Source organism: Salibacterium halotolerans (assembly GCF_900115625.1).
GTDB classification, from domain to species: domain Bacteria; phylum Bacillota; class Bacilli; order Bacillales; family Marinococcaceae; genus Salibacterium; species Salibacterium halotolerans.
This window is the reverse complement of sequence record NZ_FOXD01000010.1, coordinates 1-25,149: the sequence shown is the minus strand read 5'-3', so window position 1 is coordinate 25,149 and position 25,149 is coordinate 1. Positions and strand designations below refer to the sequence as shown.

The window sequence follows — 25,149 nt, the reverse complement described above, 5'->3', positions numbered from 1 at the left end:
CTACACATTAATCGATGAAATAAAAACAAAAAGGAGCGGGGAAAAATGGCGGAAATTTCAATGAATCAAATCAAGAAGGTGTATGATGGCGGGGAAGCAGCGGTTGATGATTTCAACCTTAAAGTGCAGGACAAAGAATTTATCGTATTTGTCGGACCTTCCGGGTGCGGAAAATCAACCACGCTGCGGATGATCGCGGGACTCGAAGATATTACGGAAGGAGACCTGCTGATTGACGATAAGCGGATGAATGAAGTCCCTCCGAAAGACAGGGACATTGCGATGGTATTCCAGAACTATGCCCTGTACCCCCACATGAATGTGTACGACAATATGGCTTTCGGACTGAAACTCCGTAAATTCAAAAAAGAAGATATAAAAGAGCGTGTCGATAATGCCGCGTCAATTCTCGGTCTTGAAGAATACCTCGACCGGAAGCCAAAAGCGCTTTCCGGCGGACAGCGCCAACGTGTGGCACTCGGCCGTGCGATTGTCCGTGATCCGAAGGTGTTCCTCATGGATGAGCCGCTTTCCAACCTGGATGCCAAGCTTCGTGTTCAAATGCGCGCAGAAATTATCAAGCTGCATAAACGCTTGGATTCCACTACAATTTACGTCACCCACGACCAGACCGAAGCGATGACGATGGCGACACGCATCGTGATTTTGAAAGATGGTATTATCCAGCAGGTCGGCAGTCCCAAGGAAGTGTACGAAAGTCCGGAAAACCTTTTTGTCGGCGGTTTTATCGGATCGCCGGCGATGAACTTTCTTGAAGGGACCCTCGAAGGAAATTACTTTAACATTGGAAATAATGTTTCCATCGGCGTTCCGGAAGGCAAAATGAAAATACTGCGCGAGCAGGGTTTTGAAAACAAATCACTTCTTATGGGAATCCGCCCGGAAGATATTCACGACGAACCATTGTTTCTTGAATCGTCACCGGAATCTAAAGTAACGCTGCCGATTGAAGTCGCGGAAATGAACGGCGCTGAGATTATTCTTTACAGTACGATCGGAGGACAGCAGCTGATAGCAAGAGTCGATTCCCGTTCGGAAATTGAAGCGGACACAACCGTCGAAATGGCCTTCGACATGAATAAAGTACATTTCTTCGATCCTGAATCAGAAGCCCGCATCCGCTGATATGTCCCGGCTCCGCTAAGATCATTCAAAAGCCTTCCGATAACAAATTGGAAGGCTTTTTCACTATTCGAAGCATTTTATTGCACTGCTGTTTAATGCAAAAAGTACCTACATGTTTTTCGGTATTTTTTTGACTATTGCGAACAAAAATTGTTATACTCTTACTGTTTATTCCAGTATTTTTGTCTGTAGAATTTTTTTAAGAAAGGTGATGATACGGCACATGGCACAACCCAGGTACTTGACGAAGATCGATCAGATTGAGCAGATTCCGGAAGAAGAGCGGGAACGATTAAAAAAAATAACAGAAAAGTTTGTATTCCGTGTCAACGAATACTATCTTAACCTGATTAACTGGGAAGATCCGAATGATCCCATTAAAAATCTCGTGATACCCAATGAAGGGGAGCTTGAAGAATACGGACGCTGGGACGCATCAGATGAAGATACGAACTACGTCGTTCCGGGCTGTCAGCATAAATACGAGACTACAGCCCTTCTTATCTGTTCTGAAGTCTGCGGCGCTTACTGCCGATATTGTTTCCGCAAACGACTGTTCCGTAATGATGTGAAAGAGGCAATGATTGATGTCAATCCGGGACTGGAATACATCAGGCAGCACCCTGAAATCAATAACGTGCTCCTTACCGGCGGAGATCCTCTTATTCTGGCAACCAAAAAACTACGTTATATCATTGAAGAACTCCGAAGCATACCGCACGTGAAAATTATCCGGATCGGATCTAAACTTCCTGTTTTCAACCCGATGCGTTTCTACGAAGATGAAGAGCTGTTGAACCTGATCCGGGAATATTCCACCCCGAATCACCGCATTTACATTATGGCCCACGTGAACCATCCGCGTGAAATCACCGAAGAAGCAAAAAAAGGGTTTCAGGCCCTTCATGACGCAGGCGCTGTGATTGTGAATCAAACTCCGGTGCTGAAAGGCATCAATGATCATCCCGATGACCTGACCGACCTGCTTGATAAATTGTCCTGGGCCGGTGTCACTCCGTACTATTTCTTTATCAACCGCCCCGTCGCAGGAAACAACGATTTTGTTCTTACCCTCAAAGAGGCATATGACGCCGTGGAAGAAGCTAAAGCAAGAACGAGCGGCCTCGGGAAACGAATCCGCTTATCCATGAGTCATACTTCGGGGAAAATTGAGATACTGGCTGTGGAAGATGGAAAAGCATACTTGAAATACCACCAATCAAGAGACGGACAGTACGGAAAGTTCATGGTGCTGGATTGTCCGGATGATGCTGCGTGGTTTGATGACCTTCCCGGCAACGAACAGTACTGGCAGCAGCCGGAGAAAAAAGTGGATGACGTTGTATCCGTAAATGACATGCCGGATATTCCACAGAAACAAACAAGGAAGTCCCGGGCTGTTTCCAGATAGGGCGCTGTTACATCCGCTCCATCAGAGAAAATAGAATCGCGTTTTTCACTGAAACGCATACGTAAGAAACGAGAGGCTGGGCCAAAACTCTAAAGCGATTGAAAAATTCCGAACGATTCTTCAAGGAATCGTTCGGAATTTTTGTTTTGCATTAAACACCGCTTCGTCAAAACACTTCGCTTTCACTCCGGAGTACAAAGGCGACATCGATTCGCTGGGCTCATCGTGTCTTCTTTGCCGTGGGCACGGCTCGAAAGGAGGAAAATCGGCTAAGACCGGCACGTCCTGGCGGGCGCCGACCTGACCCGCATCCTGCGGGCCCTCGAAAGAAAATCGCTTCCTGCGGGGTCCCCGTGACTCGTGCTGTTCTGAGCAGGAGTCGAAGCATTTTGGCTCCACTGCCATGCGGGTTCTAAACAGAAACAAAAGACGTTCGTGTTTTGTTTTATACATTTTTCTTTTGTCCCAAACTCTTCTTGTCTCGTTATAGATGTTATGTACAGGTACTCTTTGCCCGCTGCGCGCCGGAAGCTGTATGAGTATGTTACACTGGGTCTGTAATGTTATAGACTGAAAGGTGTTGTGTTATGAAACGGTTTCTGGCCGTTTTTCTTCTCCCTGTCGTCCTTTTTCTTGAAGCCTGCAGCAGCACTGATACATCTTCCATGGAAGAAAAAACATCGTTTTCCAACGAATTGTATACCGTAACATTCGAACATACAGACCGTGCAGAAAAATCCGGTTCCAACGCTTCTATCTCTTTCTCGATTGCTGCCAAAGACGAAACGAGACACATCGATGCTTCCGATATAACGCTGCGTTTTCCTGAACGGCTGTCGGACACCCATGGGAACAGCTATCAGACGTCAGGAAAACCGGAATACAGCCAAAAACAGGAGCAGAACCACATAGTGACGGTAAAACAGTCACTCTCCTCTCCTCTCCATGAAGTAACGAGCCATCTTACAGTGCCGCTGCTCCTGATCGTTGATAACAGCACAAAGAATGTAAACTTTCCAAAGGTGAATGCCGATTCTTTTCCTCTTACAAGAGAAGAACTGACAATCATAAAGATGGAAAGGGATGGAAAAACGTTTCACATCCAGGCCGAAGATCATGCATCCGAAGGAAAGCTTGATTGGTCCATGAACGTGCAGGGAGAAAAGATTTACCCTGCCTTCACCAACACTGAGATAAACGATAATGGAACGTATGAAGGGTCTCTGGAATTCGCCTACCAGCCTGGGGAACAATTTTCGCTCACAGTGGAGCGGACAAATACCAAAACGCTGGAATGGGAAATGCCTTTCGTTATCCCGGCATCCTGATTATTATTTGACCAGGTTTGTAAGCCTGCCAATTCCATCAGCGGTAACCACCACTTCATCTCCAGGCTGCAGAAGACGAGGCGGATCGAATGCTTTGCCTACTCCGGCAGGCGTGCCTGTGGCAATAATATCACCCGGCTGGAGCGTTATTGCCCGGGAAATAATTTCAATGAGGTCGTAAACCGAAAAAATCATTTGGGACATCGCTGCCTGCTGCCGGCGTTCTCCGTTCACGTACGTTTCCAGTTTCACGTCTTTTCCTTCTATGTCTTCCTGGTTCACTATCCAGGGTCCCATGGGACAAAAGGTATCCATACTTTTTCCGAGAAAAAATTGGTTGTGTCTTTTCTGCAGATCTCTTGCGGTAACATCATTGGCGAGTGTATACCCGAAAACATGGTCAGCAGCCTGTTCTTTGGGAATGCCGGTCCCGCCCTTACCAATGATGACTGCTATTTCTCCTTCATAATCCACTTCATTCGTGACATCAGGATGAGGATTTATTTCCTCTCCAGGTCCGATTACAGTGGTGGGTGCTTTGGTGAATATAATCGGATCATCTGGAATATCCGTTTCACTCCCCATTTCTACAGCATGATCTTTATAATTCTTTCCGGCACACATGATGTTTTTGTGAGGAACTGGGACCGGCGCGCACAGGGTGACTTCCTCGAGCGGGTAAAGGCAGTCACTGTGGTTGTTATCCAGCACCCATTCTGTCAGCCTGCCCGCTTCCTCCCAGAACCTTTCTCCGTCTGCTGCCGCCTGAATCATGGAATCCGGAACCTGATAAGCGGATGCGCTTTTCAAGGCGGCAGCGGTTATATCCACGACTTGTTCATCGTCTGTTATGACAGCCACGGTCTCTTTTTCATGTATTTTAACAGTTGCCGTTTTCATGTATTCTCCTCCTGTTTCGAATGTGTCCTGTCAGCCAAGCACTGCTTTATCATTCGCCATTTTTTCACCACGGAGCCGTTGAAATTCTTCGAGCAGTTTTTCGATGGTCAAATTCTGTTTCTCTTCACCCGCTGCATCCAGAATAATCCGCCCCTGATCCATCATAATCAGACGTGTGCCAAGATCCAGAGCCTGCTGCATGTTATGCGTCACCATAAGTGTCGTAAGCTGGAACTTCTCCACTACATCTGCGGTAATGCCGGTAATCAGCTCTGCTCTGGACGGATCGAGTGCCGCGGTATGTTCATCCAGCATTAAAATATCCGGCTCTGTAAATGTTGCCATTAACAGGGACAGCGCCTGCCGTTCTCCGCCGGAGAGGAGACCGACCTTGGCCGTCATGCGGTCTTCGAGTCCGAGATTCAATGTTTGCAGATGGTCCCGGAATAATTCTTTTTTCTTTTTATTTACACCGGGTTTCAGCGTACGTTTTTTATTGCGGGACCACGCCATGGACAAGTTTTCTTCAATGGTCATCGAAGGTGCGGTGCCGGCCGACGGATTTTGAAACACCCGGCCGATCATCTGTGACCGTTTATACTCCTGCATCGGGGTGACAGCCTGTTCGTTAATGAAAATGTTTCCTGTATCTGGAATGATTGACCCGGAAATCACATTCATCAGTGTTGATTTCCCTGCCCCATTACTGCCGATAACCGTTAGGAATTCACCACTTTTCAGTTCGATATCCGCGTTCTGAAGGGCCTGTTTTTCATCCATTGTTCCTTCGTTAAATGTCAGGGAAACCTGTTCAAGTCGAAGCATTATGCTCTCCCCTTTCGTCAGCCGGTGATGCTTTGGAAAGTTCCGCTTTCTTGCGGAGCCGCCGTTTCTTTTCCCGGCGCGTTTCAATAAGTTTCGGTGTAATCAGCGCGCCGATAACAATGACAGCGGTGATCAGTTTCATGTCGCCTGTTTCAAGAAAGTCAGCCAACAGCGCGAGCGTTACAACAATACGGTAGATCACAGCCCCTATGATGACAGCAAATGTGGTGCGTGCAATAGATTTCGTTCCAAACAATGCTTCCCCAATAATCACGGATGCCAGCCCGATGATAATCATACCGACTCCCATCCCGGCATCGGCAAAACCGCCCTGTTGAGCGACAAGGGCGCCTGATAAAGCGACCAGAGCATTGGAAAGACCAATACCTAAAATGATTAAGCCGTCCGTATTCGCAGAAAAGCTGCGGATCATCGATTTGTTATCACCGGTGGCACGAAGAGCCATGCCGACTTCTGTTTTGAGAAAGTAGTCGGTGAGAAATTTAACGATAAGGGTTAACAGTAAAGCAGTGAAAATAATGGAGGGATCGTTGATGCCGATTCCCACCAGAAACTGATTCACCGGCTGGCTGATCCCAAGCCCCGTCCAGAAATCGGTTATCATCGTAAATATTGTTTGTTCATTTAACAGCGGAACATTGGACTGCCCCCCCATGATACGTAAATTGATGGAATACAATGCAATCATCATCAGGATCCCCGATAGCAGGGGGTTGATTTTCCCTTTCGTATGCAGTATGCCGGTAATACATCCAGCGAGAAATCCTCCTGCCGCGCCGGCTGCCGTTGCAATAATCGGGGACTGCCCGTTTGTCATCAGCACGGCCGCGATAGCAGATCCCGTCACAAAGCTCCCATCCACTGTTAGATCAGGAAAATCCAACACCCGAAATGATATGTAGACGCCAAGCGCCATTAAAGCGTATATAATTCCTGTTTCGACTGATCCAAATATGGCAGATAACATTTCTGTACGCGTCCTCCCTTCCTATGTTCATTTGAACATCCGGTTCTGCCGGAAAACAGCGGAACCCGGAACATTCTGATGCGTTGTCTGATGCCATGCATGAAAGAAGTCCGGCCCGTTACCTTGAGAAAACAGACCGGACCGGGCTTATTTATCATTCATTGATAAATTCTGCTTCTTCTTCCCACGCTTCCTTGATCTCTACTCCCTGTTCCGATGCGGCTTTTTTGTTGATCATCAGCTGCATTTCCTGTGGATACTCAGCAGGAATGTCGGAAGGAGATGCTTCCCCGTCCAGAATACGGGCGGCCATTTCTCCCGCGCGGTGACCAATCTGCTCGTAATTAATACCGTACGTGACAAAGCCGCCCCGCTCCAGCGAATCCGGTTCGCTTACCACCATCGGGATATCCTGCTCGTTAGCAACTCCCACCACAGATTCCAGTGCCGATACCACTGTATTATCCGTTACAATGTACATCACATCCGCTTCCCCTGCGAGAGATTCCGCCGCCTGCTTCACTTCGGCAGACGAGGAAACACTGCGCGTAACAGATGTGAGATCCGTTCCTTCCATCGCAGCTTTTACTTCTTCCACCTGCGTCACCGAATTCTGTTCACCTGAGTTATAAACCATACCGACACTGGCTCCCGGGAAATTTTCAGATATGAAATCCACGGTCATGCTAATCGCTTCAGGATGAAGATCCATCACCCCTGTAATCAATTCGCCCGGAGATTCCGGACTTTCTATCAGACCGGCATCCATCGCGTCCGTGACCGATGTGAAAACGATGGGAGTCTCGGAACTGGCCTTCAGAGCGGCCTGCGCACTCGGTGTAGAATTGGCGAAAATAAGATCCTTCCCAGTCGAAATAAAATTATTGGCAATAGTCTGAGCATTACTGATATCATCCTGTGCGTTCTGCATATCGTATTCGATATTTTCCCCTTCGGTATAACCGTTGTCTGCGAGCCCCTGTTTAAATCCTTCATAGGCTGCATCCAGTGAAGGATGTTCCACGATCTGGGTTGCCCCCACCTGTACCACTTCTTCCTGCGGCGATCCTGAACCCCCTTCACTCTGCCCGCAGGCACTCAATACAGACACCGACAGTACACCTGTCAAAAGAAATTTTCCCCAATGCCGTATCACCATATGCTCTTGTCCCCCTATTCTATATGTATACCTTTTGTATAGTTATACTTATCTTATAAGATGGAGCATTTCTTGTAAATATATAATTTTTCTACAGTAAAGTATTAATGCAGTCATGTTATCAGGAGGACGGAGAGAACCCTTCATAAAAAATGAGACTGTATCAAACCGTTCACGAACAGCCAAAAAATACTTCGCGGACATACTGGCCACACGCTGCAGGCGGACGTTTTTTCTTCGGTGCAAAACGGCGGCACCAGCCCGCCGGGATCCGCCATCTGGTGCTGTGCCGCTGCGGTTCAGGGTCGGAGTGATTCCCTGGACACTATAACAACTATTGCTGCCTTTAGTATCCAAGGAAGTGGAATCGGTGGACACTGGAACTCTTTCGCCAGCAGCTAGTATCCATGGATTTCCACCAACACCCACTACCTTCTGATTTCAGCGGCGTAATGTCCCCAAAACAGTGTTCCGCGGACACTATGTCATTATGTTTGGGTAGTAGTGTCCACGGCCCGATGACCGACATCCAGCAAGTGCCTCGCTGACATACTCGGCACACCCTGCAGGAGGACTCTTTCCCTCCAGAGCACAAAAGCGGCATCAAAAGTCACCGCTTTGCGCACCTGCGCCTGGTTACATGCCCTGTATCACAGAAAAAGGACTGTACCTTTTGATACAGCCCCATAGGCAGAGAGAAGAGGACGTATTACGGAGAAATGGTACGCTGTTCTACTTTTACGCCCGGGAATCCGGTGCTGCTCTCTGACGCGGAAGGAAGTTTTGGCTGCCATTCTTCCTCATAAAGCTGCTCAAAAGCAATCCGCCCGCGGTTCACAAAAACACCGTTTCCTTCTATATAATTCTCATACTCATTTAGAAATGCTTCTGCATCGTTTATGGTAAACGTATAACGAATCGTTTCTCCGTTCTGCTCGACATCGCGTGTGTAGCCGAAATCGTAAAGACGCTCCACGACCGCATACGTTCCAAAGGGGATGACCACACTTTGTGCGCTTTGTGTTTCCTGTATACCACTTGATGTTACGACGCGTTCTCCGGCGGCCGCCCGGTCTGTGAACCATTCAGCGGCATATAAATACAGAACTGCCATCACCGCCGCAAGAATCAGCGCGGCTGCCCGTTCTTTTCCCTTCGTCTTTTTCTCGTTTTTCTGAATCAGCCGGTGCAGCAAGATTCCTGCTGAAAAAGTAATGCAAAGAAGCAGCACCGACAACAGCAGATAAAAGAGCCAGGGATCCAACATCCAAATCATCTGTATCTCATCCTTTTTCGATCAATAAAAGCGTGTCATGTATTCAGATATTCATCATATCACTTTCCTCCCCCAGCCTCAAAATGAACGGTTTACGGGGAAGCGGCAATGATCTCTTCTGCATACTTCTCCACGTTTTTAAGGTGGGTTGCGCGTCCGACCGCATTGGTCTGGACAACGTTGCCAAGCTGCAGGAAAGGAAGGGTTTCAAAGCCGCAGAATGAAAAAATCTGTTCCTCCCACATTGCTTCCAGACGCTCTCGTGAACAGCGGAAGTCTTCCTCCGGCGTCCCGGTCGTATACACAGCTCCCAGTTTTTTCCCTCCCATTTTCGGCACCGGGGTTTCCTCCTGCATCGTGTAGGCGAACCCGTAAGAAAGCACACGGTCTAAAAATCCTTTGCCTGCTGCGGGGAAACCGCCCCACCAGAGGGGAAATACCAAAAGGACAGCGTCCGCCCACTGAATCCAGGAATGTTCATACCGAATCTCTTCGGGGTACTTTCCGTGAAGAGACTCGTGATACTCGTTTTTTGTCAACTGAAAGGATATATCCATCTCCGGAATCCAGCGTACATGAACACGGGCATCCCATTGTTCCAGTTTCTCCTGCAGGGTATTCAGCACTGCTCCGTTAAAACTGTTTTTATCCGGATGCATGAACCAGATCAATACTCGTTTCATTCTGCTCTTTCTGCCCCCTTTCTGATAAAGAAAAGAGACGGGGTAAGAACACCGTCTCTTGTTTGCTGTCAAGCAGAATGTCTATGCAGCGGTTTACCTGGGATCCACAAGGAACAACGGCTGGCCGTATTCCACCAGTTCCCCGTCATCAACCAGAATGTCAACAATTTCTCCGGATGTTTCCGCTTCAAGTTCGTTCATCAGCTTCATAGCTTCAACGATACAGACGACACTGTCTTCCTTGACACGGTCTCCTTCTTTGACGTACATGCTTGCTTCAGGGGAAGGAGCACGGTAAAATGTGCCGACCATCGGAGATACAATCTCTTTCAGGTTTTCATTTTTATGCGGCGCTTCGTTCTCTTTACTTCCAGACTCTACAGCAGGAGCCGGAGCAGGCTGCTGTCCGGACTGTACCGCAGGAGCAGGCTGAACCGCCGGTGCGGCGGCTGTTCCTTCTTTTTTAATCGTGATTTTTTCCTCTGTTTCTCCCTGAATTTTCAATTCACCGACGGAGGATTCATCCACCGCCCGGATTAATTCCTTAATTTCGTCCATCGTAAACATATGTTACACTCCTTGTCCTCTGTTTCATTAATATTTTCAACCTACTTTGTGCCCGAGAAAAAAGCGCTGGTATTCCGGTTTGTTTCTGGCCTTTTCTGTCAGTACCGCCTGCATAATCAAGTCAGCATAAATATCAGCTATTTCCCGTACCGAATACGCTCCGTCGGATTTATACCATTTATATGTCCAGTTTATCATACCAAATATCGCCATAGAGGTAATAGGCACGGGAAGTTCCTGGCGGAAATCTCCCTGGCTTTTTCCATCTTCCACGACAGAAAACATCATGTCTTTGTAACGATCCCGTTTCTTTTTTATACTCTCAAAATATACGGGAGACAAATAGAGGCTTTCCTGATAAAAGACCGTTACATGGGCCTGGTATACTTCAAACATACGCACAAACGAATGCACCGTCTCATATAACTTTTCTGCCGGTGTATTCCAGCTGGTATGAGCCTGATAGGCTTTTTCGATGATATAGGTGATAAAAGATTCATGGATAGTATAGAGCAGCTCATCTTTTGATTTAAAGTTATGATAAAAGCCGCCTTTGGATGTCCCGCTTTTCTGTACTATCTTATCGACGGTCACCGCATGAAATCCGGACTCTTCAAACAACTGAAGAGCCGCATCCGTTATCCGCTGTTTTGTGGTTGTTACCGGCACCAGTATCACCTGCTTTCTATTCGTCCGAGGATGAGTCCATCACTTGGTGCTCTTCCAGGAAAGCTGTTGTGAAGTCCCCTGAACGGAACACGTCATGATCCATTAACGCCGCATGGAAAGGAATCGTCGTAAAAACGCCTTCGACTACAAATTCCGACAACGCTCTTTTCATTCGGTTCACTGCTTCATCCCTGGTGGCACCTTTTACAATCAGCTTGGCTACCATGGAATCGTAATGGGGGGTGATGGTGTATCCTGTGTACACCGCGCTGTCTATTCTCACACCAAATCCGCCCGGCGGCAGATACGTATCGATTCTTCCCGGGGACGGCATGAACTGACGCGCCGGGTTCTCCGCATTTATCCGGCATTCAAGAGCCCATCCCTCTATTTTAATATCTTCCTGCTTATAGCTGAGAGGGCTTCCTGAGGCCGCCAGAATCTGCTCTTTCACAAGATCCACACCGGTCACCTCTTCTGTCACCGGATGTTCCACCTGAATCCGTGTATTCATTTCCATAAAATAAAATTGATTATGTTTGTCCAGCAGAAACTCAACCGTGCCTGCTCCGCAGTAATCCACCGCTTTGGCTGCATTTACCGCGGCACGCCCCATCTCCTGCCGGGTCTCTTCGTCCAGCGCCGGAGACGGTGCTTCTTCGACAAGCTTTTGGTGCCTTCGCTGGATGGTACAGTCTCTTTCTCCCAGGTGAATAACATTGCCGTACCTGTCCGCCATCACTTGAATTTCAACGTGCCGTGGTTCTTCTACAAATTTCTCCATATACACGGACGGATCACCAAAGGATGTCGCCGCTTCCTGCTGGGCCATCTGCACAGCCTGCTGCAGTCCTTCTGCGTCGTTTGCAACACGCATTCCTTTTCCACCGCCGCCGGCTGTCGCTTTCACGATAACAGGAAATCCAATGTTTTCTGCAGTATTTAGAGCTTCCTGTTCATCTTCAATAATTCCTTCTGTTCCTGGAACAACCGGAACACCTGCCTGTTTCATCGTTTCACGGGCAACCGCTTTTGCCCCCATTCTACTGATGGCCTCTGCCGATGGCCCGATAAACGTGAGATTGTGGTCGGCACAGATCTCCGCGAATTCCGCATTCTCGGACAAAAAGCCGTATCCCGGATGTACCGCATCCGCTCCTGTTTTCAGCGCTGTCGCTATCAAGTTCGTTTTGTTCAGATAGCTTTCCGCCGAAGACTTTGGTCCGATACAGTAGGACTCATCAGCCATCAGAACATGCAGAGCTTCGCGGTCCGCGTCCGAATGAACGGCTACGGTTTCAATGTCGAGCTCCCTGCACGCCCGTATAATTCGTACTGCTATTTCTCCACGGTTTGCAATCAATACTCTTTTGAACATGTGAGCACCTTCTCTCCATTGCTTCCAAATCTAAAAAAGACCGACTGGTCAGTCTGTCCAGGACAGTTTTAAAATCCATCCAGGATGTAAACATAAGTATTCCACTCATATTTTACGTACCATGCTGCTTTATTACAAGTGTTTTTTTAGAATCCCGGGCATTTTCAAGTAAAACGTTGCCAGTAACGCAGCATCACCGCCAAAAAAGCGCTGGTTTTGGTTCTACGGTGCACATTGGAGCAATCACCCGGGAATTTTGGTGCTCGGGCAGATTCTAAGAATCACCTTTCTGCCGGGAAGGCCGCATTGTGAAGGTTAGCAGAGGGTAAGGTGCATATTTTACCGGCATACGTTCCATTGTGAAACTTAAAGCCGCCTTATACTATATTTTTCCATATACCGGACCATGATCTGGCTTCCTGGATAACAGCCATATAGAAACCATCTTTATACCTCCGTCATCCTCTTGAGTGGGAATGTTACGCAGCGAAACGCACCACCGGACTTTATAATTTCTGAAAACTCGACTTCGATGACGTTGAATCCCCATTCTTTCAATTGGTGGTTGACCCGTTTATTTTCGGGCAGGGCCATGACAGTGTGATTCCCGATTCCAAGTACATTTGCAGCCAGGCGGAACTGTTCTTTTCCGCCGATGGATATCGTGCGGTAATGCATTTTGATCCTGCCGAGCGCTTCTTTCGTCAAAGCCTGTTCATAAATGATGGCTGTGGCCGGCGAGAGGATGTTAAACACACAGTCCAGATGCAGATACTGCTTTTTCAGCGGAATGCGGACCAGTTTTTTCTCCGGAAACCAGTTTTTTAGTTCATCCAGCGCATCCGGGGTCGTCCGGCTGCTCTCTGCTGCAAAGAGAAGGGAACCATCAATAATGATATCTCCGCCCTCCAGAGCCCCTGTTTCCATTTCTTCGTACTTCCATCCATTCGCACCCATCCATTGTTTCACTTGTTCGGTTTCCGGTTCTCTCAATTCTTCCTGCATCTTCCCGATTAGAATTCCTCTCGTTGAGGTAAATCCAAGATCTCTTGTAAATACCTGTTCCGGCATCTTTTCTTCCGGAGGGAGCAGATGCACACGTACTCCATGATTTTCAAGAACAGCTCTCATCTGATGATGCTGCTCCACCGCCTTTTTCTGATCAATATTACTCTTTTTGTACCGCTTCTGGGTGTCATTGATGGGTTCTACAATCTGCATCTGCTCCGGGCTGCACATCAATACTTCCAATAAACGTCCGTATTCATTTTCTGCAAAACCATCACGTGTTTCCACCATTCTAGTCCCCCTTCGTTCTATAGGTGAACGTTCCCTGTTCTTTTCGTTTCTACGCATCGTTCTGTTGTATCTTTTGAGGTTTATGATTGTTTCATTCAGGGTATAGTTATGCTGTGACTATAAATACTGGAGGTGTTGCATGAGTACACTGGAGAATGAAACCATCGAACGCAGACTCAATGAACTGGACGGCTGGAAGCGTTCCGATGCTAAAACGATTGAACGTACCTTTTCTTTTGATGAATTTCTGACGGGTATTTCGTTTGTGGACAAGGTGGCGGAATATGCCGAAGAAGTACAGCACCATCCCCATGTTACGATTGATCACACAACCATTACGATCCGTTATTCCACGCACGATCAGGGCGGAATCACGGAAAAAGACATGAGCTCCGCTGCTGCCTGCAACCGGATTTTTGATGAAACAACATCCTGATTTGTTTTTGCTCCGGATTTGTTCCGGAGTTTTTTTGCGTTTACATGAAACAGTTTAAGGGTAAGCGTAAGTAGGAATTTGTCGAAAAGTTGAAGGGGGATGAGTATGCCTGCAGAACAGGATACCAAAAACAGACGTCTGGAAAAACGCAGAGAGCCGCCCGAACGGGATGAAATGAAGAAAATGGAGATGCTCGTCAACAAACTGGAAGAAATAACGACAAATTCACGAATGAAAGATTTAGCCTATCATTATACGAAAACGTCGGAAGTCATTAAGACGAACTTGATTGCCGGTGTATCACGCGGCGTGGGATTAACGCTCGGTACCGCCCTTTTTCTTGCTTTATTGTTTTTCATTCTTACACAGCTTGCAGGTATTCCGGTTGTCGGCGAATACATCAGAAATATGCTGGATATTGTTGCAAATCAAAGGGAATCGTAAACATAAACCATCCGATTCGTGATAGAATAGGTCAAGGATAAATGAGGAGGGATCATGTTGGATTTAGTAGGAATCAGTATACTTATTATTGCAATCGCGTTTGCCGTACTCGTCATTTTCCTGGCGCGGACGTTGAACAATCTTACCAATGTGCTTGGAAGTGTAAACAAAACGGTGGAAAAGCTGCCGGACCAGCTTGATGACGTAATGAAAGAAACTGGAGTGGTGATTCATAACAGCAACGAAACACTCCTTGATCTGAATGAAAAAATGCGCACGCTGAATCCTTTGTTTTATATTCTGGGGGATGCCGGCGAAGCGTCGAGAAAGCTGTCTTCTTCTCTTGTGGATATGACAGCTTCCATGAAGAAAAACACGGACGAAGCCAAAGAAAAAGCGGACAACCGTGATCTGGGCGGGCTCTATGGCGGTGCGGCTCTTGTTTATTATCTGTTTCAAAAGCGTAAGGCTCTAAAAGGATTTAAGGACGGCAGTGAAACATCATGATTAAAAAGGCAGGGTGGATCAGTGCTGCTGCCGGCTTCCTTTCCGCTTTTACCGCCATGCTTTTGACAGCTCCGCAGAACGGGAAAAAAACACGCGGACAGATTGCCGGGGCGTGGGGGCGAATCGTCAACGCCCCTTCCAAACTAAATGCTGCCTGCCGCGGCCGCAGACAGAAGGCATATGAATTCGGCAGAGGCCACTGCGAGCAGCTAAACGAAGAACGGCTCGCCCTGAAAAACGAAGCACACCAGGAAGCTGTCAAATCCGAAAAAGAATTATAATAATGTAAAATAAAAATGAGAGTAGCACGAAAGAAAAATATGCAGTAGACAACACGAATGTCTGATGGAGCTGTTTAGTAACAGCATATTAGCGGAGCCAAAACACTTCGTCTCCTGCTCAGAACAGCACGTGTCTCGAAGACCCCTGCAGGTTTTCCTCTTTTTCGAGGCTGCCACACGATGAGCACCAGCGAATCAATGCCGCCCTTGTATTCCGGAGTGCAAAGAAGACACGGTGAGCCCCGCGAACCGATGTCGTCCTTGTGCTCTGGAGTAAAAGCGAAGTGCTTTCACGCAGCGGTTTATCTTAGGAACGAAAAATGCCGAACGAATTTTTTAAAATCGTTCGGCATTTTTCTATCTTATAAAGGTTTTGTCCCAGCCTCGTAAAAATAAAGTTGTTTAATTTTTTGGTGCAATGGCTGAATAACATTTCATGGATGTAACAGTAAGTCGTTTAAATTTATAGTCTTTCCACAATCGCATCTGTTTGCGGAACAGGTTGCGCAATCGTTATCGGAACAACTCTTTTTCACTTGGTTAGATTAAAGCTTTGCTCAATTAAATTGCAAATTTCTTCTTCTGGCTCGATGCGATCTAAAACAAGTGAAATCCAGTGTTCCTTGTCCATATGATATCCAGGTAAAATATTTCGTCCATTTCTTAGGCCCCCGATGAATTCAGGAGGACATTTTAAATTCAGAATCTCTAGTTCTTCTTTTCCATCTAATCCTAATTTTTCTGGATGTACATTCATCACAAGGCCATACCATCTTCGGTTGGATGTATGTCTCAAGGCAGCATAGTTTGGAAATTGCTTAAACGGATAATCTGGTAATGTACCGTAAGTTTCTTTGACGTGCTTGAAGATATCTTCTCTCGTTAACATACTGAATAATTCCTCCACCCGCTTAAGTAGGCTTTATTCCATTTGATTGATACACGACTTTTTTTATTTCTTCTCTCATTTTATCCAACATTTTTTGTTCACAACACATATTGTTTATTCAAGGTGATGGCCCGATTATTGAATAAAGCGGAAGTTTTTAAACTACTATTTTACCTTTTAAATGACTTTATTATTTTTTAAACAACTTTATTATTCGTGTTCAAAATGGAGCTGTATCAAAAGCCATTAAGCGTTAAGGCATCCACTGCAGGCGGACGCTTGCCGCGGGCAGCGCCTCAGCTACATCAAACGGTAAAACCGCCGTTTGATGGGATCTTCGGCCGCTGCTCTTCCCGCTGGCGTCGCCGCCTTCCGTTTCTGCCTGAGGTGAATTTTCTATATTATTGAAAAGGAGCTGTACCTTTTGATACAGCCCCTTTTTCAATATTATAAAGGTTTTGTCCCAACCTCATTTTTATCTTATCTTTGTATTGTCCACGGTTTTATTTATTCAGCGGTTATTGATGTTTTCCGGGTACATATCGTGGTACAGCAGTCTCGTTTCGGCCATTTGTTCATATTTTGTCCCGGGACGGCCGTAATTGGCGTACGGATCAATGGATATTCCTCCACGCGGCGTGAATCTACCGAGCACTTCGAGATAGCGCGGGTTCATCAGCTCAACCAGATCATTAACGATGGTATTGATCGCATCTTCGTGAAACCCGCCGTGGTTGCGGAAACTGAACAGATACAGCTTCAGCGATTTACTCTCCACCATGTGCACTTCTGGAATATAACTGATATACAGCGCAGCAAAATCAGGCTGTCCCGTTTTAGGACAGAGTGTGGTAAATTCCGGGCAGTTGAATTTAACGAAGTAATCCCGGTTTGGATGACCGTTTTCAAATGTTTCAAGGAGCGAAGAATCGTAGTGAAACGTGTAGGACGTCTCTTCCTGCCCCAGATGGGAAAGGTTCTCGATATCATTTCGTTCCGGCATTAATTATACCCCCTGTTTATTTCCCCACAGCAGCGTGTGCAGCTGCGGCAGTACTTTCACATCATTCAGCCGGTTGGAATGCAGGACCTGCTCCACCAGCCACTCATATCGGTTCAGAAGATGAGAGAGCAGCCACTGATCATCAGCTGTACTTATTTCGTCATTTCCCGTCTGTAGAAACATCTCCACTTCCGGATACCTCTCATGAACATCAGCTGCGTAAGAAAGATCGGTATCATCAAAAATAACAACCTTCAGGCTCACCTTTTTTGTCTCCCGGTCTTTCAGACGACTGATATACATATCCAGATGCTCCCAGTTCGTCTTCATGCCGGAGCTGGGCGGTTTGGGAGAAATCGTCACATCATCAATCTCTGTCATCCATTCCTGCCAGAAACTGCCCTGGGTTTCCACCGCTGTCTGAATGCCTTTCTCCTGAAGAAGGCGGTTCACTTCGCCAAGCCCTTCATGCAGAGCCGGATTGCCGCCGGAAATGGTGACGTGATTGAAAAAGGATCCTCCCTCCATTTCCAACCATTCCACAATATCAGAAGCATCCAGAATATCCGGTTTTTGCGAGCCATCCCATGTGAACGCTGAATCACACCAGGAGCAGCGGTAATCACAGCCGCCGGTGCGCAGAAACATCGTTTTCCGGCCGATGACCATTCCTTCCCCCTGAATAGTCGGACCGAATATTTCAAGTACAGGAACCTTCTTCATGACGTGAAGTCTCCTTCCTTGGCCCGGTATACAACATAGCTTGTCGGCGTTTCCCGGACAATAACCTGGAGACAGCGGGGCTGGTTGAAGCGTGTATCCAGCTCCTTCTGGATGCTCTGCCAGATCGTGCGCGCGACGACCTCCGTCGTTGGAAACGTTTCGGAATCACTGTCCGGCGTATCGGCAAACGCCTCGTCGTCATTGAGAAGGGAATGATCAAAGCGGTCATGAACAAGTTCTTTTATCATTTTAAAATCAACGAGAAAGCCGGTATCATCCAGCTCGTCCCCCGCTATCGTCACGTTGATGACATACGTATGCCCGTGCACATTGGCGCACTTTCCGGCAGCTGCTGCCGGAATAAAATGCGCAGCGGCAAGCTGCATATCCTTATTCAGTTCATAGCGGTAGGTGTGCGGCACCTGTGGATAAAATTGATGAATCATCCGAGCTCCCGTTCCTTTTCCTGTATATACTGCTCATAGCCGGCCCGGCGCAGCTTACAGGCCGGACATTCCCCGCAGCCGCTGCCGCGGATGCCATGATAGCATGTCAGTGTATTCTCTTTCACATACGTCAACCTGCCAAGTTTATCGGCAAGTTCCCATGTTTCTTTCTTGTCCAGCCACATGAGTGGCGTATGAAGAACAAACTCTTTTCCCACCGCCAGGTTCAGCGTCACGTTCAATGATTTCACAAATACGTCGCGACAGTCCGGATAACCGCTGTAGTCTGTTTCACATACGCCGGTTACGACATGTTTTGCGCCTTTCTGCGAAGCAAGAATGGAAGCAAAGGAAAAGAACAACAGGTTCCGTCCTTCCACAAACGTCGATGGAAGCTCTCCATCTTCCCCTTCTTTCACTTCCATATCATCCCGCGTCAGTGCATTCGGCGCGAGCTGATTCAACAGGCTCATGTCGAGCACGTGATGTTCCACACCAAGATCAGCCGCAATATCCCGAGCTGTTTCTATTTCGTTGTCATGCCGCTGACCGTAATCGAATGTGACAGCTGTTACTTCCTGAAACCTCTCATGTGCCCAGAACAGACAGGTTGTGCTGTCCTGGCCGCCGCTGAATACAACCACCGCCTTTTCCTGTGCAAAACTCAATCTCCATCCCTCTTTCTATCTATCCAGGTACCGAGTACCATGTTTTCTTTATTGTAACGTTCCTATTATAACATCTTCACGCAACCCCGGCTTTTCGTATGCCTGCGCCCACACAAAAACTGCGGTCCGGCATTTTAGAAGAACCGGACCGCTCGAAGTTTACGCTTCCCTGCTCCATGGAAACTCCTGTATCGTCTTCGGCACGGAAAAATAGTAACCCTGGAAGTAAAAACAAGCCATCTCCAACAGTTCCTGCGCCTGCTCTGCTTCTTCGATTCCCTCGGCTACTACTTTCATGTTCAGATTTCGGGCCGCATGAATAATCGTTTGGACAATCGCGGCATTCTTCTGTGTTTCATTCATATCTTCAATGAACGACCGGTCGATTTTCAGCGTATCCACCGGAAGTTCTTTCAGCTGGCTCAATGAACTGTATCCTGTTCCAAAATCATCAAGACTGAGGCGGAATCCGTATGCTTTCAAACGGTTTAGTACAGGCAGCATCCGCTCCGGCTGCATCATCGTACGTTCGGTGATTTCAAGTTCCAGCTGATCCGGTTCCACACCATAGGCATGAACAATGCCGGGCAGCTCTTCGATAAAGCCGGAATGCTCCAACTGCCGGCTCGAAAGATTAACAGCCGCTGTCCAGCTGCGGTTACGTTTCAGTACAGGGCCCGCTTCCCGGCATACTTCCTCCAGCACCCAGCGTCCCAGTTGATGAATCAATCCGTTCTCTTCAGCCATTGGAATAAAGGTCGACGGAGGAATCATTCCGTGAACCGGATGCTTCCATCTAAGCAGTGCCTCCATCCCTTTGGTTGCTCCTTCACTGCCGTACACAAACGGCTGATACATGACGAATAGTTCCCCGCGTTCGATCGAAAAATGTAAATCATTTTCCAGTTCATATTGTATCCGTGCCTCCTGTTCAATGCCCGGACGGTAAAACCCATACCGCTGATTACTGCGCTCCGCATGGGAAAAAGCGATATCGGCCTGTTGAAGCAGAAATTCCGGCTGCTTTCTTCCATCTGTATCCAGTGCAATGCCGGCTGTAAAGGACACAAAAATCTCACGACCGCTTACTTCAATCGGCTGCTCAAATGCCCGCAGCAGAGCATTCACAGCCTGCTCTGCATCGTTTTCCCTCCGGAAAAACAACAGTAAAAATTCATGATTGCTTTTGCGCGCAAGCGCTTCCCCGGGACCTATGACAGACTGAAGCTTGGCGGCGGCTAATGCAGCTGCCGTGTTCTCCGTATCCATTCCCATTGTTTCACTGATACGGCGGAAATGGTGAAAAGACAGGGCCATGACCATCCGGTTTTGTTTTGAATCCATTTCCTGCAGATGTTTGATAAAGAAGTTTTCATTTGGCAACTGTGTTATTTTATCATAATAAGACAGCTCATAGATATTATGTACCGCTTCCCTGTAAGCACTCACATCTTTGAATGCAGCAATAATGGTACGGTTGTCCCCAAATCCTGTCATCGTAGTCTGTACTTTCACAGGAAGCACCCGGCCTGAATAATCAGCGATTTCCCAATCAAAAGTCAGCTGTTTATGCTCCAGTATACGGTGCTGCTGCCGCAGAGCTTCTTCCTGCCATTCTTCACTGGACAGCTCCTGGAATGTGAGATCGGACTTTATCCCTTTTTCACCAAGCCATTCCAAAGCTTTCTTGTTCCACTCAAAAAAGCGGAGCTGGTCATCTTTTTCCGGAATACGTGCAATAAATACAAAATCCGTCACATTGTCGAAAACCGTTTCATATAAAAGATCTGCTTTTTCTTTATTTCTACGCTGCATCTGACTGGTTCCCAAACCTTGCTGCAAAGCGAAATAAAGCAGTACAGCCGTCCCTCCGACAAAGAGGCACCCTTTTAATGTCTGCAGCACAGGCTCCTGCCTTCCTTCCGGAATCAGCCGGTCAGTGAGTATAACCCAAAGCAGGCCCACAGCAAAATAACAACCCGTTACGACCAAAACCTTCTCTTTCATCATCTGCTCCTCTCTGCTGTTTCAGCAGGTTCGTTTTACTTTTTATTTCGGATACATCATGAAGATTTTGAAGGAATTGTCTGTTTCATACGTAACTTGACCTCTCCATCAGCGTGAGTCTTTATCGAGATAGACCTGGCTTCCGACCGCTTTTTTCTGTCCCTGATATTTTCCGTCATAGGGGGATGAGGCTTCCTGGTCCATGAAGGCGAAGACGAGCTGGGCAATCCGGCGCTCTGCTTTCAGTCGTATCGGAAGCCGGTTGGCATTGTACAATTCGAGTGTAATCTCTCCTTCAAAGCCCGGGTCCACCCAGCCGGCATTCTGTATAAAAAGACCCATCCGCCCGATGGAACTCCGTCCTTCCACAAACGCTGTTACGTGATGCGGCAGACGGATATATTCTTTTGTCGTTGCGAGCAGAAACGAATGAGGCGGAATAATTACTTCCTCGCTTTCAAACTCTACATAACGTGCGGGTTCGTCGAGAGCGATCGCTTCAATCGCATTTTCGTCTATTTTAAGAAAGTGGGTTCCTAAACGGATATCCACCGAAGCGGGCTGAATCTGATGATTGTCCACTGGATCAATCTGCAACGTGTCTTCTTTCATCATCTGCTTTATCGTCTGATCGGATAAAATCACCGGTATGCTCCCCCTGTCCACATGTCGTTTTTCTATTCACCAGTATAACGATTTGTCCCTTGAAACGCCATCAACGATTGTTCAGATTTCGCGAAGCTTCCAGCCGACGGGCTGCTGCAGCCGGTGCCGGATGGTTGCTGCGTGAAGGCCCGCAAGCAGAACAACCCCCGTGTTCATACCGAGAATAATACCGTCCATGCGCAGATCCGGCATCGACCCGAGCAGATACATGAGAAGAAAAGAGACGGAGGTCGACCAGACCGAATGAACAAACGCATCCGTTACCAGGCCAAGTCCGATGAGAAATGCTTGCATCGGAATAACAAAAAAATGAAAGAAAAAATATGGAGTTAGGAGCTGCAGATAGACCGATGCCGGAGATTCTTCAAAAAAAAGCCCCGTTAATTCATCCGCAAAGAAAAAAAACACACAGACCGCCGGTACTGCATAAACAAGCGTGAAGCCGGCCATCCGGCGGAGCATGTTTTCCAAATGATGGATCTCTTTTTTGGCATATGCCTCAGATACAGCAGGAATCAGAACAAGAAGCAGCGAATGAGCAATAAACGCGGGGAAAAAGCCGATCGTAAATGCCACTCCTGCCAGCTTCCCGTATTGAGCGACAGCCACATCCCCACCTAAACCAGCCTGCATCAGGGCTGTCTTTATCAAAAAAGGTTTTACCGCAAAGGAAGCGGCGTGAAAGATGCGAAGCCCGGTAGCCGGCAGTGACACCGACAGTAAAAGATGCAGCACAGACTTTTTCTCCAGCGGCTTGCGCGGCTTTTGTTTCATCTGTTTGATACTGCGGAGGCAGGACGGCACTAAGTACATACATACCGCAAATTCCGATGCAATCAGCGTGATGAGACTGAGCAGGATCGCGGCTTCTGTTTCCACATGAAAAAAACGGAACACGACGACGAGCAGGACGAGCTGCATGACACGCTGCAGCACATTTGCTGCTGCAATCTTCCCCATGTATTTCGCGCCCATAAAGTACCCTCTGGCCACAGAGGAAAACGAAGTAATGGGAACAAGCAGCAAAAGGAGATACGAAAGCAGCGGATGATACTCATTGAAAACCGGAAGCAGCGGAAAAATGAGAGTGCCTGCTGCCAGACAGACGATGGTGAATCCTGATGTAAAGTAAAACGTGTGCTGCAGTATACTTCGGTGATAAATGGGGTTTTTTTCCGCTGTCGCCTTAGAAAGGGAAGCAGGAAGCTCCAGTCCGGCAATCACCGCCAGAAACATAATCACCGGAAGGATGGACATATAAAGCCCCAGTCCCGTCTCTCCCAGCTCACGCGCCAGTACCATGTTAATCGTAAATTCCAGACATTCTCCAAGCAGGGCCGCCCCTAACAGCAGCCATATATTTTTCCATAATACGGACGACATGACAGACTCCCCTTTTTTCCAGCCTCCGTTATTTTATGAGACAAGCCGGAAAAAGAGAACATTTGTACACGGGGTCTTTTTTCATAATTCAATTTTTGCAACTCAAAAAATCACTATCCTTATCCAGCTAACGAATCCTGTAAAAAGTGTAACTATACAAAGTCTATTGTCAAACAGCTTATAACACGTATAGTTCTTGAGGTGCGCTATTTGCAAAAGGTCTACGCTGCAGATGGACGCCTTCCACTGGTAGCGCCTCAGCTTTATCATACAGGGAAAATAACTCTTGATATGGAATTTCGAATGCGTGAATACAGTTAATTAAAAACTGCTCCCATTATGATAAATCGAAGTCTTTTTGAATTATTTCTATTTCCCTTAGAACCAACCGACTATCACTTGAATCGTAACCCATATTGTCATAATTGTTGTAAGTACCAAGACGATATTTTCCACAACGTTGGCTTTGTATTTTCCTAAATGGCTTGATTTATTTGCCAAAATTAAAAGTCCGATGGCTACTAGTGGGACAATAATCGCTTGTAACCCAGTGACAAAAACAGCCATAGAAACAAAACCCGGCATGCCAGGCACAGACCAAATAATCGGGGATATTAGAATAAATAGACTTACCCACTTAAACCACGGATCATCTTCGAACTTATCCCCATATTTTTCTCTTCGTTCTGTTTTGACAATATGCAAACAATCAATAATCACTTTAGGAAAACCGTTTGCAAATCCAATCACACTGCTATAAAGTATTCCGAAAGCACCCAAATAAAAAATAATTCCTCCGAAATAGCCCAGTTGATCGGAAAGAGCTTTGGATATATCCGACAGACTGTTTACTTCGACCCCATTTGGTCTAAGAATTTCTGCACCAACAATCCAGACTGCCAAGTTTAATACAATAGCAGCACCAATGCCAAATATTAGATCATTGCGCTGAAGTTTCTGATGGAGTGGCCCGCTCCATCCTTTTTCTCTTACATAATAAGGATATAGAAAATTGGCCATCGATCCGGCTACTGCTCCTATTAACGAAAGGGCAACTGCAAAAACTCCAAAGGCGCCAGTATTATCCGGAATGCTGAAACCAATAGTTCCTTTTATAATTCCGCCAACGTCAGGAAGCGCATAGACCGCCAGCCCAAACAAAGTGATCGTCATCAAACCAAGGAAAAGTTTCATAATTTTTTCAATAGTGTTATATACATTACGTCCAATTACAAACAGACTAACCAAAACCACGACACATGACCACAAAAACGGTGAACCAAAATTAAAAATCCAAGCTAGTGCCTCCCCTGCCCCGGTTAACATATATGCGTTGAGCAAATGTCCGCTAATTAAAATAGCAATTCCCAAAAACCAAGGAAAATACTTGGATACGTCATTATATCCCTCTAGTATTGATTGACCTTTCAAATTACAAACCTGGTATCTACCCATAATATTTACAACAACAAATCGAACAATTAATGAAATGGCAAGAAGCCACATTAAATTGTACCCGTAATTTGACCCAGAGACGGAAGAAGTAACAAGGTCTCCAGCCCCCATCATGCTTAATACTGCTATAATTCCAGGTCCAAATTCGCGAATGGTGCTCAAAAATCCTTTCTTTTGAGTTCCCAAAGGAACTTCATGCTCAGTTTGTTGTTCCATAAATTATTCTCCTCCCTCTTTGTAATTAATTATTCTCCCACATGCTCTTGTTTTCTCCGTATTTCTATCCTATCAATGATCACCAGATAGGTGCGTTCCCACCTCACGGAAACATAAATTGTTATCTATAACAATTTGATCCAGTACAGAATCCTTCCATCTGTCCATACAGGAATTTGTTGGTAAATTAGTGTATGACCGTGCTCTTGGAAATCACCCACATCGCACATGGTCGCTAACCCTCCCATATATCACTGGCTGAAGGTCCATACATTCCTTCGTCCGGCGTATCCATGTGGTGGGGGGGCGGCTAAGCTCCCTAGCTGGGTCTGGGCCCGAATGGAAAAAATGAACGCCGCCTCGGCACTATTGGTGTTTGTTCTATAGGCACAGAAG

26 protein-coding genes are annotated in these 25,149 nt (G+C 46.9%); 7 read left to right on the top strand and 19 right to left on the bottom strand.

The genetic code is table 11. The annotated features are described in order from the left end of the window. The first annotated feature begins 45 nt into the window (after positions 1–45). The 3 genes from BM124_RS09700 (at position 46) to BM124_RS09690 (ending at position 3,885) form a co-directional block, all read left to right on the top strand. On the top strand, positions 46–1,146 hold the full coding sequence (locus tag BM124_RS09700; RefSeq protein WP_093337163.1) for an ABC transporter ATP-binding protein: 1,101 nt from the start codon (positions 46–48) through the stop codon (positions 1,144–1,146). Positions 1,147–1,369: 223 nt separating this feature from the next. After that, positions 1,370–2,557 (top strand): KamA family radical SAM protein, encoded by a 1,188-nt coding sequence (locus BM124_RS09695; RefSeq protein WP_093337161.1) that lies wholly within the window; start codon positions 1,370–1,372, stop codon positions 2,555–2,557. Between the two features lie 587 nt (positions 2,558–3,144). Next, positions 3,145–3,885, top strand: coding sequence for a hypothetical protein (locus BM124_RS09690; protein ID WP_093337160.1), 741 nt, complete (start codon positions 3,145–3,147; stop codon positions 3,883–3,885). Between the two features lie 3 nt (positions 3,886–3,888). Here BM124_RS09690 and BM124_RS09685 read toward each other — a convergent pair whose 3' ends face one another. From BM124_RS09685 to BM124_RS09640, 10 genes are all read right to left on the bottom strand, one after another. Further along, a complete protein-coding gene (locus tag BM124_RS09685) occupies positions 3,889–4,785 on the bottom strand; it encodes a fumarylacetoacetate hydrolase family protein (protein ID WP_093337158.1) in 897 nt (298 codons plus the stop codon). 30 nt (positions 4,786–4,815) lie between these two features. Continuing rightward, entirely contained in the window at positions 4,816–5,610 is a 795-nt protein-coding gene (locus BM124_RS09680; protein ID WP_093337157.1) for an ABC transporter ATP-binding protein, read from the bottom strand. Further along, entirely contained in the window at positions 5,597–6,598 is a 1,002-nt protein-coding gene (locus BM124_RS09675) for an ABC transporter permease (protein WP_093337156.1), read from the bottom strand. The genes BM124_RS09680 and BM124_RS09675 overlap by 14 nt, the downstream gene beginning before the upstream one ends. 154 nt (positions 6,599–6,752) lie before the next feature. Further along, positions 6,753–7,757 carry an ABC transporter substrate-binding protein gene (locus BM124_RS09670; RefSeq protein WP_093337154.1) on the bottom strand — a complete coding sequence of 335 codons (1,005 nt, stop codon included), beginning with the start codon at positions 7,755–7,757 and terminating at the stop codon, positions 6,753–6,755. A 709-nt stretch (positions 7,758–8,466) separates the two neighbouring features. Next, complete coding sequence (locus BM124_RS09665; protein ID WP_093337152.1) at positions 8,467–9,033, bottom strand: hypothetical protein; 567 nt, start codon at positions 9,031–9,033, stop codon at positions 8,467–8,469. A 92-nt stretch (positions 9,034–9,125) separates the two neighbouring features. Continuing rightward, a complete protein-coding gene (locus BM124_RS09660; RefSeq protein WP_093337151.1) occupies positions 9,126–9,716 on the bottom strand; it encodes an NAD(P)H-dependent oxidoreductase in 591 nt (196 codons plus the stop codon). 93 nt (positions 9,717–9,809) lie between these two features. Further along, positions 9,810–10,283: an acetyl-CoA carboxylase biotin carboxyl carrier protein gene (gene accB, locus BM124_RS09655; RefSeq protein ID WP_093337149.1), complete on the bottom strand. Its 474-nt coding sequence runs from the start codon at positions 10,281–10,283 to the stop codon at positions 9,810–9,812. Between the two features lie 36 nt (positions 10,284–10,319). Further along, complete coding sequence (locus tag BM124_RS09650; protein ID WP_093337148.1) at positions 10,320–10,952, bottom strand: TetR/AcrR family transcriptional regulator; 633 nt, start codon at positions 10,950–10,952, stop codon at positions 10,320–10,322. Between the two features lie 16 nt (positions 10,953–10,968). After that, on the bottom strand, positions 10,969–12,330 hold the full coding sequence (accC, locus tag BM124_RS09645; protein WP_093337146.1) for an acetyl-CoA carboxylase biotin carboxylase subunit: 1,362 nt from the start codon (positions 12,328–12,330) through the stop codon (positions 10,969–10,971). Positions 12,331–12,777: 447 nt separating this feature from the next. After that, complete coding sequence (locus tag BM124_RS09640; protein WP_170841079.1) at positions 12,778–13,629, bottom strand: dimethylarginine dimethylaminohydrolase family protein; 852 nt, start codon at positions 13,627–13,629, stop codon at positions 12,778–12,780. A gap of 139 nt (positions 13,630–13,768) precedes the next feature. Here BM124_RS09640 and BM124_RS09635 point away from each other — a divergent pair, with 139 nt between their 5' ends. From BM124_RS09635 to BM124_RS09620, 4 genes are all read left to right on the top strand, one after another. Next, positions 13,769–14,065 (top strand): 4a-hydroxytetrahydrobiopterin dehydratase, encoded by a 297-nt coding sequence (locus BM124_RS09635; protein ID WP_093337143.1) that lies wholly within the window; start codon positions 13,769–13,771, stop codon positions 14,063–14,065. A gap of 105 nt (positions 14,066–14,170) precedes the next feature. Then, entirely contained in the window at positions 14,171–14,509 is a 339-nt protein-coding gene (locus tag BM124_RS09630) for a DUF5665 domain-containing protein (protein ID WP_244504298.1), read from the top strand. 54 nt (positions 14,510–14,563) lie between these two features. Further along, complete coding sequence (locus tag BM124_RS09625) at positions 14,564–15,016, top strand: DUF948 domain-containing protein (RefSeq protein WP_342028624.1); 453 nt, start codon at positions 14,564–14,566, stop codon at positions 15,014–15,016. Continuing rightward, positions 15,013–15,297, top strand: a complete 285-nt coding sequence (locus BM124_RS09620) for a hypothetical protein (RefSeq protein WP_093337140.1) — start codon at positions 15,013–15,015, stop codon at positions 15,295–15,297. Before BM124_RS09625 ends, BM124_RS09620 begins: the two co-directional genes overlap by 4 nt. A 532-nt stretch (positions 15,298–15,829) precedes the next feature. Here the strand turns inward: BM124_RS09620 and BM124_RS09615 are convergent. The 9 genes from BM124_RS09615 to BM124_RS09570 all read right to left on the bottom strand — a co-directional run bounded on the left by BM124_RS09615 (position 15,830) and on the right by BM124_RS09570 (position 24,753). Then, complete coding sequence (locus BM124_RS09615) at positions 15,830–16,186, bottom strand: MmcQ/YjbR family DNA-binding protein (protein WP_093337139.1); 357 nt, start codon at positions 16,184–16,186, stop codon at positions 15,830–15,832. A gap of 511 nt (positions 16,187–16,697) precedes the next feature. Then, positions 16,698–17,189, bottom strand: coding sequence for a preQ(1) synthase (gene queF / locus BM124_RS09605; protein WP_093337136.1), 492 nt, complete (start codon positions 17,187–17,189; stop codon positions 16,698–16,700). Between the two features lie 3 nt (positions 17,190–17,192). Beyond that, positions 17,193–17,912 (bottom strand): 7-carboxy-7-deazaguanine synthase QueE, encoded by a 720-nt coding sequence (queE, locus tag BM124_RS09600; RefSeq protein WP_093337134.1) that lies wholly within the window; start codon positions 17,910–17,912, stop codon positions 17,193–17,195. After that, complete coding sequence (gene queD / locus BM124_RS09595; RefSeq protein ID WP_093337132.1) at positions 17,909–18,358, bottom strand: 6-carboxytetrahydropterin synthase QueD; 450 nt, start codon at positions 18,356–18,358, stop codon at positions 17,909–17,911. The genes queE and queD overlap by 4 nt, the downstream gene beginning before the upstream one ends. Continuing rightward, on the bottom strand, positions 18,355–19,026 hold the full coding sequence (gene queC / locus BM124_RS09590; protein WP_093337131.1) for a 7-cyano-7-deazaguanine synthase QueC: 672 nt from the start codon (positions 19,024–19,026) through the stop codon (positions 18,355–18,357). The genes queD and queC overlap by 4 nt, the downstream gene beginning before the upstream one ends. A 159-nt stretch (positions 19,027–19,185) precedes the next feature. Next, positions 19,186–21,033, bottom strand: a complete 1,848-nt coding sequence (locus tag BM124_RS09585) for a putative bifunctional diguanylate cyclase/phosphodiesterase (protein WP_170841078.1) — start codon at positions 21,031–21,033, stop codon at positions 19,186–19,188. A 108-nt stretch (positions 21,034–21,141) separates the two neighbouring features. Continuing rightward, positions 21,142–21,678, bottom strand: a complete 537-nt coding sequence (dcd, locus tag BM124_RS09580) for a dCTP deaminase (protein ID WP_093337128.1) — start codon at positions 21,676–21,678, stop codon at positions 21,142–21,144. An 81-nt stretch (positions 21,679–21,759) separates the two neighbouring features. Then, positions 21,760–23,082, bottom strand: coding sequence for an oligosaccharide flippase family protein (locus tag BM124_RS09575; RefSeq protein WP_093337126.1), 1,323 nt, complete (start codon positions 23,080–23,082; stop codon positions 21,760–21,762). Between the two features lie 378 nt (positions 23,083–23,460). Continuing rightward, the gene (locus BM124_RS09570; RefSeq protein ID WP_093337125.1) at positions 23,461–24,753 is read right to left on the bottom strand and encodes an Nramp family divalent metal transporter; all 1,293 of its coding nucleotides are present in this window, start codon (positions 24,751–24,753) and stop codon (positions 23,461–23,463) included. Positions 24,754–25,149: the final 396 nt, after the last annotated feature.

Bases quoted from the DNA above. Each gene is read 5' to 3' on its own strand.
- BM124_RS09700 (WP_093337163.1), top strand. From the start codon at position 46: ATGGCGGAAATTTCAATGAATCAAATCAAGAAGGTGTATGATGGCGGG.
- BM124_RS09695 (WP_093337161.1), top strand. From the start codon at position 1,370: ATGGCACAACCCAGGTACTTGACGAAGATCGATCAGATTGAGCAGATT.
- BM124_RS09690 (WP_093337160.1), top strand. From the start codon at position 3,145: ATGAAACGGTTTCTGGCCGTTTTTCTTCTCCCTGTCGTCCTTTTTCTT.
- BM124_RS09685 (WP_093337158.1), bottom strand. From the start codon at position 4,785: ATGAAAACGGCAACTGTTAAAATACATGAAAAAGAGACCGTGGCTGTC.
- BM124_RS09680 (WP_093337157.1), bottom strand. From the start codon at position 5,610: ATGCTTCGACTTGAACAGGTTTCCCTGACATTTAACGAAGGAACAATG.
- BM124_RS09675 (WP_093337156.1), bottom strand. From the start codon at position 6,598: ATGTTATCTGCCATATTTGGATCAGTCGAAACAGGAATTATATACGCT.
- BM124_RS09670 (WP_093337154.1), bottom strand. From the start codon at position 7,757: ATGGTGATACGGCATTGGGGAAAATTTCTTTTGACAGGTGTACTGTCG.
- BM124_RS09665 (WP_093337152.1), bottom strand. From the start codon at position 9,033: ATGATTTGGATGTTGGATCCCTGGCTCTTTTATCTGCTGTTGTCGGTG.
- BM124_RS09660 (WP_093337151.1), bottom strand. From the start codon at position 9,716: ATGAAACGAGTATTGATCTGGTTCATGCATCCGGATAAAAACAGTTTT.
- accB (WP_093337149.1), bottom strand. From the start codon at position 10,283: ATGTTTACGATGGACGAAATTAAGGAATTAATCCGGGCGGTGGATGAA.
- accC (WP_093337146.1), bottom strand. From the start codon at position 12,330: ATGTTCAAAAGAGTATTGATTGCAAACCGTGGAGAAATAGCAGTACGA.
- BM124_RS09640 (WP_170841079.1), bottom strand. From the start codon at position 13,629: ATGGTGGAAACACGTGATGGTTTTGCAGAAAATGAATACGGACGTTTA.
- BM124_RS09635 (WP_093337143.1), top strand. From the start codon at position 13,769: ATGAGTACACTGGAGAATGAAACCATCGAACGCAGACTCAATGAACTG.
- BM124_RS09630 (WP_244504298.1), top strand. From the start codon at position 14,171: ATGCCTGCAGAACAGGATACCAAAAACAGACGTCTGGAAAAACGCAGA.
- BM124_RS09625 (WP_342028624.1), top strand. From the start codon at position 14,564: ATGTTGGATTTAGTAGGAATCAGTATACTTATTATTGCAATCGCGTTT.
- BM124_RS09620 (WP_093337140.1), top strand. From the start codon at position 15,013: ATGATTAAAAAGGCAGGGTGGATCAGTGCTGCTGCCGGCTTCCTTTCC.
- BM124_RS09615 (WP_093337139.1), bottom strand. From the start codon at position 16,186: ATGTTAACGAGAGAAGATATCTTCAAGCACGTCAAAGAAACTTACGGT.
- queF (WP_093337136.1), bottom strand. From the start codon at position 17,189: ATGCCGGAACGAAATGATATCGAGAACCTTTCCCATCTGGGGCAGGAA.
- queE (WP_093337134.1), bottom strand. From the start codon at position 17,912: ATGAAGAAGGTTCCTGTACTTGAAATATTCGGTCCGACTATTCAGGGG.
- queD (WP_093337132.1), bottom strand. From the start codon at position 18,358: ATGATTCATCAATTTTATCCACAGGTGCCGCACACCTACCGCTATGAA.
- BM124_RS09585 (WP_170841078.1), bottom strand. From the start codon at position 21,033: ATGAAAGAGAAGGTTTTGGTCGTAACGGGTTGTTATTTTGCTGTGGGC.
- BM124_RS09575 (WP_093337126.1), bottom strand. From the start codon at position 23,082: ATGTCGTCCGTATTATGGAAAAATATATGGCTGCTGTTAGGGGCGGCC.
- BM124_RS09570 (WP_093337125.1), bottom strand. From the start codon at position 24,753: ATGGAACAACAAACTGAGCATGAAGTTCCTTTGGGAACTCAAAAGAAA.